The sequence below is a fragment of the Bifidobacterium amazonense genome (assembly GCF_018555435.2).
In the GTDB taxonomy this organism is placed as follows: domain Bacteria; phylum Actinomycetota; class Actinomycetes; order Actinomycetales; family Bifidobacteriaceae; genus Bifidobacterium; species Bifidobacterium amazonense.
Genome location: NZ_JAFEJT020000085.1, coordinates 1 through 9,780, shown reverse-complemented (window position 1 = coordinate 9,780; position 9,780 = coordinate 1). Strand labels below are relative to the sequence as shown.

Here is a 9,780-nt window from a genome sequence, read left to right as displayed (position 1 = left end):
CAACTCGAAGCGACTGCACGCCTCCCTGGGCTACAGGACACCGGAACAGGTCGAGAACGAGTATTATCAAAAGCAGATGGCACAAGCCGTCTCATAGCAGAGACGGAACAAAAATCAGGCCACTTCACTCGGCCAGTGGGCTGCGCATGCCATCGCACACCCCGAAACCGCTGGGGCCCCACCGGAACCGCTGCCAGACAGAAAACCCAAACATCGGCTGCTGCCCATCACACCCATCATCGACGATGAGCTGCCTCGCGATATACGGAACAACAGCACTCCCGTATCCAAGCCTGACAAACGGACGGGAACGACGATAGACACACCAATTAGGGTCGGGGAACATGTCGAGGATGATGTGTCCTTGGCGGAATTATCGGCTGACGACGCGGATGAGGTAGCCGTTCATCGGCATATCCCCTTTACCCGCATCGCCGGCATTATGCTCGCTCTGGTCACCGTAACGGGATTAGCCACAGGCCTTGTCATGGCGAAGAGGAACTACGACCATCGGGAAGCGCTCACGTCATGCAATCACGCAATCGAGCAATCTGACATAGTGAGGATTGAATGGGACAAGGCATTGAAACAGGCGGAACCATATGCGAAGCTCCAGGATAAAGACGTGCAGGATCCCAAATCTTTGGAACTGCTCGGCAAAATCATGCAATATCAGCCATCGGTCTCAACGGAGAATTGCGATCCGAGTCTGACGGCCGACCGTCTCGATCGCACTCGTGCGGAAACAGAGAAAGCTAACAGCCAGCTCAGAATCCAGACCAGGAACCTGCATGACACAGTTGACACGGTCAAGGCATCACAGGAACAACAACGGATTGACAACGCACAGAACGTACTGAGCCAAACCATTGAAAACGCCGATAGGCTCTACAAAGAATCCGAGAACAAGGTCAGAGACGACAACACCCGTGCACGGCTCAGTGAGCAGATTACCCGTGCACGACTCATGATGCGCGACCATCAGGATCTTGATGTCTATAACAGAACCATCCAGGACCTCAACGAAGTCATGCAAATCGTCCGGGATTCCATGACGGCTGTAAAGAACGAGGAAATATCTGATGCGGGCCGTTCGGATGAATCCACACAACCGGGATCGGATTCCCAGTCATCGAACCGACAGCCCGCACCATCATCGGAAGATTTATCCCCGTCAGTCACGCACGGCAATTCCACCTGGGATGTGCCTGGACAATCAGTAACCCCCTCATTCCCCGATCGATTAGGCTAGCGCCGCCTTTGAAAAAGGGCAGGAGATAGTGTGGCGGTATATGCCGAGTTCTCGGGCTAGTCAGTTTGGATGACGCGTCTCCAAAGATGAGGAGGACACCCAGCCGGCATGAGAACCAGAGAGGATGAAACGACTGTCGTTCATACCTTTGAGAACAAAGTAGCCGCTGCCCAGATTGATAGCGGTAGAATCAGATACACCCTTGGTGATATCGATTAATTCCACACTGGCAATATCAACCTTCCTGTCGCAACACTTGTAATTCTTGATGAGCCAATCGTGCTGGTTGACACAATAGCTGAAAGTTCAATGTTTGAGGCAATGCCTCAATTGAATCAGAATATGACCACGGTAATCATCGCTCACAGGTTTACAACCATTCATATGCAGATAAAATCACTGTTATTAAAGATGATACTGTTCATACGATTGTCAGGTGCGCGGAGTTACCCAAACAATCAGAGTTTTATCGAAAGATGTTTCATGCACAGGTTTAATATAGCGATTTCCGAACAGATTATTTTGTTTAAATAAATGCGGCGAAGAATAGCGACAGACAAGTAGCGTTTCTCGCTTAGTATAGATGATTCGGATATTGAGCCCACACAACCAGACGCGAACAACAAAGACAGCAGAGACCATTTCTAAAAGAATTCTTTATCACAGCATAAACCATGCAGGAATACGGATCAGAAGCAAACTTCAATCCTTCTAAATATGCTTTAATGCGATTCATCGGTTCAATGGTCTGGGTTGTTTATTTATTACTGGAATCCGCATTCCGCCAATAGCAATAACATTAGGTGGTAAAAATTAAATGTGATCATGGATGACGATAGACATCTATCGCTGTTAAGGTAAATTGGTTATTTATCATATATATACCAACGACAGACTTTAATATACTCGCATCACCTAATATCCCTATAATTCAACGTTGCACACGCTATTCCAATTGCAATCAATAAGTAAACTAGAGCAATCACACCGCTAAACAAAGGGCTGATAATTGGTTCAGGCTCCAATATGGCAGTGCCTGCAATAGATGGTATCCATGTACTCAATGTTTGAGATGCAGGTAAATTAGCAACCACAATGGGAAGGAGATAATACAAGGCAATGTAAGACGCCGCACCTTTCCCCACTGAATCAACGGCTACGCATAGTGAGGCGGCAATAAGCATACGCCCGGTAAGTATCAGGGCCACGGGAAGACATAAGAGCAGCGATGTGGACAACGGAGAGGGCCATGCTTGCGATGGTACGACGGGGCCGAGGATGAGCCGAGAGGTACCAGTTGCGGTAAGTCCTCCGGTTGCGGCCATAATAAAACCAACAATAGCGATATCGACACATAAGATTAGAAACAGTCGCGTTCGCTTCGGTTCAATCAGGAACAGCGGAATGGCTGTGGACGTATTGAGCAGGACACGGACGGATAGCAGTGCCGCGATGATTGCCAAGGGCTCGGCCATGGGCATAACCGCACCGGCGATGCTCGGCCCCAATCCTTCGAGCGTGGCGAAGCCATCGAGTTTGGAGCTGGAGGAGAGCATGAGCCGGACGGAGGCGCTAGTCAACGCGGCGAACGCGGCGAACGCCAGCGGCAGCCCAACCCATGCCGCGAGGGTTGCCGGCCGGCATACCACATAACGTATGAGCAGCATCATGCGTTGCAAATCCCGTGTACCCCCGTTCATGACGTGTGGCTCTTTACTGAAGACCGGTTGATTATGCTAGTCATTACTTCGCGAAGCGTCGGTTCGGCGCGATTGAGCTGAACCAATGGAGCCTCACATCTGGCTGCGGTTGCGAATACAGTATCTTCATCCGTCCGTCGTGCCAAATACAAGTCATTCTTTAGGGCGCGAAGATCGGCCCCCATTCCCATCAGATCATTCAGGGCCGCGGCCTTTCTGCTCACATCTACGCCGTTTGCAAAGCGGAATATGATTCCAGCCCCGTCGCTGTTGTCGTTAATGACTTGCTCGATTGGCCCGCAACCCATTTGCCGACCATGCATGACAATCAGGACATGGGTGGCTATGCGTTGCAGTTCTTCAATCTCATGAGCTGCCAAAATAACGGTTCTGCCGGACTCGGCCCATTGTTTCAATGAATCATGCAGCCAAAGTCTTCCTTCGATATCCAATCCATTGAATGGCTCGTCCAATACAAGTATCGGTGCGTCGGAGAGCATCGCGCAAGCAACGCCCAGTCGTTGTCTCATACCTGTGGAATACCCCCTAATCCGGACTTTCGGCCAATGATCCAGACTACAGGCACGCAGCACGCGGCGAACGCGACGACGCACGTTATGCAATCCCTGCATGCCGGCCATAAACGTCAGATACTCACGGCTGGTCATCGACTCATCCCCCAATCGCCCACCTAGGAATACACCCACTTGCAAGCCCGGATGCTCCAACTGCCGATACGGTCGGCCCATAACCAGTGCACGACCTTGGCTGGGAGAGGCTAGGCCGAGCAGCATGCGTAGCGTGGTGGACTTACCTGCACCATTCGACCCCGCCACGGCCAATACTTGCCCCGGCCAAACCTCAAAATCAATCGGACCTACCACCGGCCCGGATACATATCGTTTAGTCAATCCATGAACTTCAACCACGGCGTCCACGAAGACCTCCTATACGGCGAATCATGCTGTCGGACGTGGTTGTTTCTTCAACGGGATTGATGTCGCACCTGTCCAAATGATCATTAGCCGTATCATCTGGGGAGGGGCTCTCTGGCTTCTCCTCCAACCGAACAATCCCTTTGCGCTGGTCTGCTAGCTCATGTACAAGATAAATTACGAATGGCACATACAACAAGCTGCATACCATCGATATAATCATCCATGCGAACTGGCGTCGCGCCCACTGCCGATATGCCAACACCAGCCAAACCGCCGAGCATGACCATTGGAACACCGTTACCGGTACGACAGCCGGTGGCGTAGACGGTACCCCTGCCAACAGGTTCGTGAATACCTCACGCGCATATTCACCATACGCGGGCAACGCCACAGCTTCCGCCACGCCGAGCCATATGATTAATACTGCGGCCAATACTAAATACCACCAATTCAAAGTGATGCAGCGCCAGGCGGCAATGCGCCACTTCAAGGACTCAAACCAGACTGACAGGCGAATCATGATGCTCCTTAAATATGAGATATATATGTCTCTATGATTGCAGCCCAAAAAAGCGAGAACCATGAAATAAAAACCACAAACAAGGACAATAAAGTGGCATTATCTATGCTAATATCCCGCTTTCGATTGTTCTGCAAGAAACAAAATTCATAGTGCGTAATAGTCAAAGCAATGCCAGATATGGTGATCAGCGCAAAGCATTCAAAGAAAAGATGAGGGACTACTGCGGTCAATAATTTACCTCCTTGGTCTTGAAATAAATACTGAGCCGCACTCCATCCAAAAGAACTATAATTAATAACTAATACAATAGTTGTAGGAATGGAGAATAGAAATCCTCCAAATAATAGTATTAGCCATACCTTAGTATTGTTCCATAGTAGTTCATGAAGATATATCTTCGGAATTATGGCCCTGCTCAAAGGATACGGACGTAACTTGGCTAAAAATACGCCAACCAGAAATGCTGCTAAGGAAATCCCAAGGACGCAACGCGTCTTAGTGAGAAATAGCTTCAAGAATCCCGTCATACCTCCTCCTCCGCAGGGCCATAATTCCGAAGATATATCTTCATGAACTACTATGGAACAATACTAAGGTATGGCTAATACTATTATTTGGAGGATTTCTATTCTCCATTCCTACAACTATTGTATTAGTTATTAATTATAGTTCTTTTGGATGGAGTGCGGCTCAGTATTTATTTCAAGACCAAGGAGGTAAATTATTGACCGCAGTAGTCCCTCATCTTTTCTTTGAATGCTTTGCGCTGATCACCATATCTGGCATTGCTTTGACTATTACGCACTATGAATTTTGTTTCTTGCAGAACAATCGAAAGCGGGATATTAGCATAGATAATGCCACTTTATTGTCCTTGTTTGTGGTTTTTATTTCATGGTTCTCGCTTTTTTGGGCTGCAATCATAGAGACATATATATCTCATATTTAAGGAGCATCATGATTCGCCTGTCAGTCTGGTTTGAGTCCTTGAAGTGGCGCATTGCCGCCTGGCGCTGCATCACTTTGAATTGGTGGTATTTAGTATTGGCCGCAGTATTAATCATATGGCTCGGCGTGGCGGAAGCGGTGGCGTTGCCCGCGTATGGTGAATATGCGCGTGAGGTATTCACGAACCTGTTGGCAGGGGTACCGTCTACGCCACCGGCTGTCGTACCGGTAACGGTGTTCCAATGGTCATGCTCGGCGGTTTGGCTGGTGTTGGCATATCGGCAGTGGGCGCGACGCCAGTTCGCATGGATGATTATATCGATGGTATGCAGCTTGTTGTATGTGCCATTCGTAATTTATCTTGTACATGAGCTAGCAGACCAGCGCAAAGGGATTGTTCGGTTGGAGGAGAAGCCAGAGAGCCCCTCCCCAGATGATACGGCTAATGATCATTTGGACAGGTGCGACATCAATCCCGTTGAAGAAACAACCACGTCCGACAGCATGATTCGCCGTATAGGAGGTCTTCGTGGACGCCGTGGTTGAAGTTCATGGATTGACTAAACGATATGTATCCGGGCCGGTGGTAGGTCCGATTGATTTTGAGGTTTGGCCGGGGCAAGTATTGGCCGTGGCGGGGTCGAATGGTGCAGGTAAGTCCACCACGCTACGCATGCTGCTCGGCCTAGCCTCTCCCAGCCAAGGTCGTGCACTGGTTATGGGCCGACCGTATCGGCAGTTGGAGCATCCGGGCTTGCAAGTGGGTGTATTCCTAGGTGGGCGATTGGGGGATGAGTCGATGACCAGCCGTGAGTATCTGACGTTTATGGCCGGCATGCAGGGATTGCATAACGTGCGTCGTCGCGTTCGCCGCGTGCTGCGTGCCTGTAGTCTGGATCATTGGCCGAAAGTCCGGATTAGGGGGTATTCCACAGGTATGAGACAACGACTGGGCGTTGCTTGCGCGATGCTCTCCGACGCACCGATACTTGTATTGGACGAGCCATTCAATGGATTGGATATCGAAGGAAGACTTTGGCTGCATGATTCATTGAAACAATGGGCCGAGTCCGGCAGAACCGTTATTTTGGCAGCTCATGAGATTGAAGAACTGCAACGCATAGCCACCCATGTCCTGATTGTCATGCATGGTCGGCAAATGGGTTGCGGGCCAATCGAGCAAGTCATTAACGACAACAGCGACGGGGCTGGAATCATATTCCGCTTTGCAAACGGCGTAGATGTGAGCAGAAAGGCCGCGGCCCTGAATGATCTGATGGGAATGGGGGCCGATCTTCGCGCCCTAAAGAATGACTTGTATTTGGCACGACGGACGGATGAAGATACTGTATTCGCAACCGCAGCCAGATGTGAGGCTCCATTGGTTCAGCTCAATCGCGCCGAACCGACGCTTCGCGAAGTAATGACTAGCATAATCAACCGGTCTTCAGTAAAGAGCCACACGTCATGAACGGGGGTACACGGGATTTGCAACGCATGATGCTGCTCATACGTTATGTGGTATGCCGGCCGGCAACCCTCGCGGCATGGGTTGGGCTGCCGCTGGCGTTCGCCGCGTTCGCCGCGTTGACTAGCGCCTCCGTCCGGCTCATGCTCTCCTCCAGCTCCAAACTCGATGGCTTCGCCACGCTCGAAGGATTGGGGCCGAGCATCGCCGGTGCGGTTATGCCCATGGCCGAGCCCTTGGCAATCATCGCGGCACTGCTATCCGTCCGTGTCCTGCTCAATACGTCCACAGCCATTCCGCTGTTCCTGATTGAACCGAAGCGAACGCGACTGTTTCTAATCTTATGTGTCGATATCGCTATTGTTGGTTTTATTATGGCCGCAACCGGAGGACTTACCGCAACTGGTACCTCTCGGCTCATCCTCGGCCCCGTCGTACCATCGCAAGCATGGCCCTCTCCGTTGTCCACATCGCTGCTCTTATGTCTTCCCGTGGCCCTGATACTTACCGGGCGTATGCTTATTGCCGCCTCACTATGCGTAGCCGTTGATTCAGTGGGGAAAGGTGCGGCGTCTTACATTGCCTTGTATTATCTCCTTCCCATTGTGGTTGCTAATTTACCTGCATCTCAAACATTGAGTACATGGATACCATCTATTGCAGGCACTGCCATATTGGAGCCTGAACCAATTATCAGCCCTTTGTTTAGCGGTGTGATTGCTCTAGTTTACTTATTGATTGCAATTGGAATAGCGTGTGCAACGTTGAATTATAGGGATATTAGGTGATGCGAGTATATTAAAGTCTGTCGTTGGTATATATATGATAAATAACCAATTTACCTTAACAGCGATAGATGTCTATCGTCATCCATGATCACATTTAATTTTTACCACCTAATGTTATTGCTATTGGCGGAATGCGGATTCCAGTAATAAATAAACAACCCAGACCATTGAACCGATGAATCGCATTAAAGCATATTTAGAAGGATTGAAGTTTGCTTCTGATCCGTATTCCTGCATGGTTTATGCTGTGATAAAGAATTCTTTTAGAAATGGTCTCTGCTGTCTTTGTTGTTCGCGTCTGGTTGTGTGGGCTCAATATCCGAATCATCTATACTAAGCGAGAAACGCTACTTGTCTGTCGCTATTCTTCGCCGCATTTATTTAAACAAAATAATCTGTTCGGAAATCGCTATATTAAACCTGTGCATGAAACATCTTTCGATAAAACTCTGATTGTTTGGGTAACTCCGCGCACCTGACAATCGTATGAACAGTATCATCTTTAATAACAGTGATTTTATCTGCATATGAATGGTTGTAAACCTGTGAGCGATGATTACCGTGGTCATATTCTGATTCAATTGAGGCATTGCCTCAAACATTGAACTTTCAGCTATTGTGTCAACCAGCACGATTGGCTCATCAAGAATTACAAGTGTTGCGACAGGAAGGTTGATATTGCCAGTGTGGAATTAATCGATATCACCAAGGGTGTATCTGATTCTACCGCTATCAATCTGGGCAGCGGCTACTTTGTTCTCAAAGGTATGAACGACAGTCGTTTCATCCTCTCTGGTTCTCATGCCGGCTGGGTGTCCTCCTCATCTTTGGAGACGCGTCATCCAAACTGACTAGCCCGAGAACTCGGCATATACCGCCACACTATCTCCTGCCCTTTTTCAAAGGCGGCGCTAGCCTAATCGATCGGGGAATGAGGGGGTTACTGATTGTCCAGGCACATCCCAGGTGGAATTGCCGTGCGTGACTGACGGGGATAAATCTTCCGATGATGGTGCGGGCTGTCGGTTCGATGACTGGGAATCCGATCCCGGTTGTGTGGATTCATCCGAACGGCCCGCATCAGATATTTCCTCGTTCTTTACAGCCGTCATGGAATCCCGGACGATTTGCATGACTTCGTTGAGGTCCTGGATGGTTCTGTTATAGACATCAAGATCCTGATGGTCGCGCATCATGAGTCGTGCACGGGTAATCTGCTCACTGAGCCGTGCACGGGTGTTGTCGTCTCTGACCTTGTTCTCGGATTCTTTGTAGAGCCTATCGGCGTTTTCAATGGTTTGGCTCAGTACGTTCTGTGCGTTGTCAATCCGTTGTTGTTCCTGTGATGCCTTGACCGTGTCAACTGTGTCATGCAGGTTCCTGGTCTGGATTCTGAGCTGGCTGTTAGCTTTCTCTGTTTCCGCACGAGTGCGATCGAGACGGTCGGCCGTCAGACTCGGATCGCAATTCTCCGTTGAGACCGATGGCTGATATTGCATGATTTTGCCGAGCAGTTCCAAAGATTTGGGATCCTGCACGTCTTTATCCTGGAGCTTCGCATATGGTTCCGCCTGTTTCAATGCCTTGTCCCATTCAATCCTCACTATGTCAGATTGCTCGATTGCGTGATTGCATGACGTGAGCGCTTCCCGATGGTCGTAGTTCCTCTTCGCCATGACAAGGCCTGTGGCTAATCCCGTTACGGTGACCAGAGCGAGCATAATGCCGGCGATGCGGGTAAAGGGGATATGCCGATGAACGGCTACCTCATCCGCGTCGTCAGCCGATAATTCCGCCAAGGACACATCATCCTCGACATGTTCCCCGACCCTAATTGGTGTGTCTATCGTCGTTCCCGTCCGTTTGTCAGGCTTGGATACGGGAGTGCTGTTGTTCCGTATATCGCGAGGCAGCTCATCGTCGATGATGGGTGTGATGGGCAGCAGCCGATGTTTGGGTTTTCTGTCTGGCAGCGGTTCCGGTGGGGCCCCAGCGGTTTCGGGGTGTGCGATGGCATGCGCAGCCCACTGGCCGAGTGAAGTGGCCTGATTTTTGTTCCGTCTCTGCTATGAGACGGCTTGTGCCATCTGCTTTTGATAATACTCGTTCTCGACCTGTTCCGGTGTCCTGTAGCCCAGGGAGGCGTGCAGTCGCTTCGAGTTG

Annotated in this window: 10 protein-coding genes; 5 read left to right on the top strand and 5 right to left on the bottom strand. The window is 49.9% G+C overall.

All coding sequences use genetic code 11. The features are described from left to right. Window positions 1-358 precede the first annotated feature (358 nt). Window positions 359-1,252, top strand: coding sequence for a hypothetical protein (locus JS533_RS12785; RefSeq protein ID WP_241515105.1), 894 nt, complete (start codon window positions 359-361; stop codon window positions 1,250-1,252). 911 nt (window positions 1,253-2,163) lie between these two features. Here the strand turns inward: JS533_RS12785 and JS533_RS12780 are convergent. From JS533_RS12780 to JS533_RS12765, 4 genes are read right to left on the bottom strand one after another with little or no spacing between them, the layout of a single operon-like run. Further along, complete coding sequence (locus tag JS533_RS12780) at window positions 2,164-2,922, bottom strand: hypothetical protein (protein WP_236023789.1); 759 nt, start codon at window positions 2,920-2,922, stop codon at window positions 2,164-2,166. 26 nt (window positions 2,923-2,948) lie between these two features. Next, window positions 2,949-3,890, bottom strand: coding sequence for an ABC transporter ATP-binding protein (locus tag JS533_RS12775; RefSeq protein ID WP_033495394.1), 942 nt, complete (start codon window positions 3,888-3,890; stop codon window positions 2,949-2,951). Continuing rightward, entirely contained in the window at window positions 3,874-4,410 is a 537-nt protein-coding gene (locus JS533_RS12770; protein WP_035138070.1) for a hypothetical protein, read from the bottom strand. The genes JS533_RS12775 and JS533_RS12770 overlap by 17 nt, the downstream gene beginning before the upstream one ends. An 8-nt stretch (window positions 4,411-4,418) precedes the next feature. After that, window positions 4,419-4,940, bottom strand: a complete 522-nt coding sequence (locus tag JS533_RS12765) for a stage II sporulation protein M (protein ID WP_081892026.1) — start codon at window positions 4,938-4,940, stop codon at window positions 4,419-4,421. Here JS533_RS12765 and JS533_RS13885 point away from each other — a divergent pair. Genes JS533_RS13885 through JS533_RS12750 form a run of 4 tightly spaced genes read left to right on the top strand, consistent with a single transcriptional unit; the run spans window position 4,919 to window position 7,617 of the window. Beyond that, a complete protein-coding gene (locus JS533_RS13885) occupies window positions 4,919-5,362 on the top strand; it encodes a stage II sporulation protein M (protein ID WP_420838665.1) in 444 nt (147 codons plus the stop codon). The genes JS533_RS12765 and JS533_RS13885 overlap by 22 nt on opposite strands. Window positions 5,363-5,370: 8 nt before the next feature. Then, a complete protein-coding gene (locus tag JS533_RS12760) occupies window positions 5,371-5,907 on the top strand; it encodes a hypothetical protein (RefSeq protein WP_035138070.1) in 537 nt (178 codons plus the stop codon). Continuing rightward, complete coding sequence (locus JS533_RS12755; RefSeq protein WP_033495394.1) at window positions 5,891-6,832, top strand: ABC transporter ATP-binding protein; 942 nt, start codon at window positions 5,891-5,893, stop codon at window positions 6,830-6,832. The genes JS533_RS12760 and JS533_RS12755 overlap by 17 nt, the downstream gene beginning before the upstream one ends. A gap of 26 nt (window positions 6,833-6,858) precedes the next feature. Further along, a complete protein-coding gene (locus tag JS533_RS12750) occupies window positions 6,859-7,617 on the top strand; it encodes a hypothetical protein (RefSeq protein ID WP_236023789.1) in 759 nt (252 codons plus the stop codon). A 911-nt stretch (window positions 7,618-8,528) separates the two neighbouring features. Here JS533_RS12750 and JS533_RS12745 read toward each other — a convergent pair. Beyond that, a complete protein-coding gene (locus JS533_RS12745) occupies window positions 8,529-9,422 on the bottom strand; it encodes a hypothetical protein (protein ID WP_241515105.1) in 894 nt (297 codons plus the stop codon). Window positions 9,423-9,780: the final 358 nt, after the last annotated feature.

Excerpts from the sequence above, each read along its gene's own strand:
- JS533_RS12770 (WP_035138070.1), bottom strand. The coding sequence starts at position 4,410 with ATGATTCGCCTGTCAGTCTGGTTTGAGTCCTTGAAGTGGCGCATTGCC.
- JS533_RS12780 (WP_236023789.1), bottom strand. The coding sequence starts at position 2,922 with ATGATGCTGCTCATACGTTATGTGGTATGCCGGCCGGCAACCCTCGCG.
- JS533_RS12760 (WP_035138070.1), top strand. The coding sequence starts at position 5,371 with ATGATTCGCCTGTCAGTCTGGTTTGAGTCCTTGAAGTGGCGCATTGCC.
- JS533_RS12750 (WP_236023789.1), top strand. The coding sequence starts at position 6,859 with ATGATGCTGCTCATACGTTATGTGGTATGCCGGCCGGCAACCCTCGCG.
- JS533_RS12765 (WP_081892026.1), bottom strand. The coding sequence starts at position 4,940 with ATGACGGGATTCTTGAAGCTATTTCTCACTAAGACGCGTTGCGTCCTT.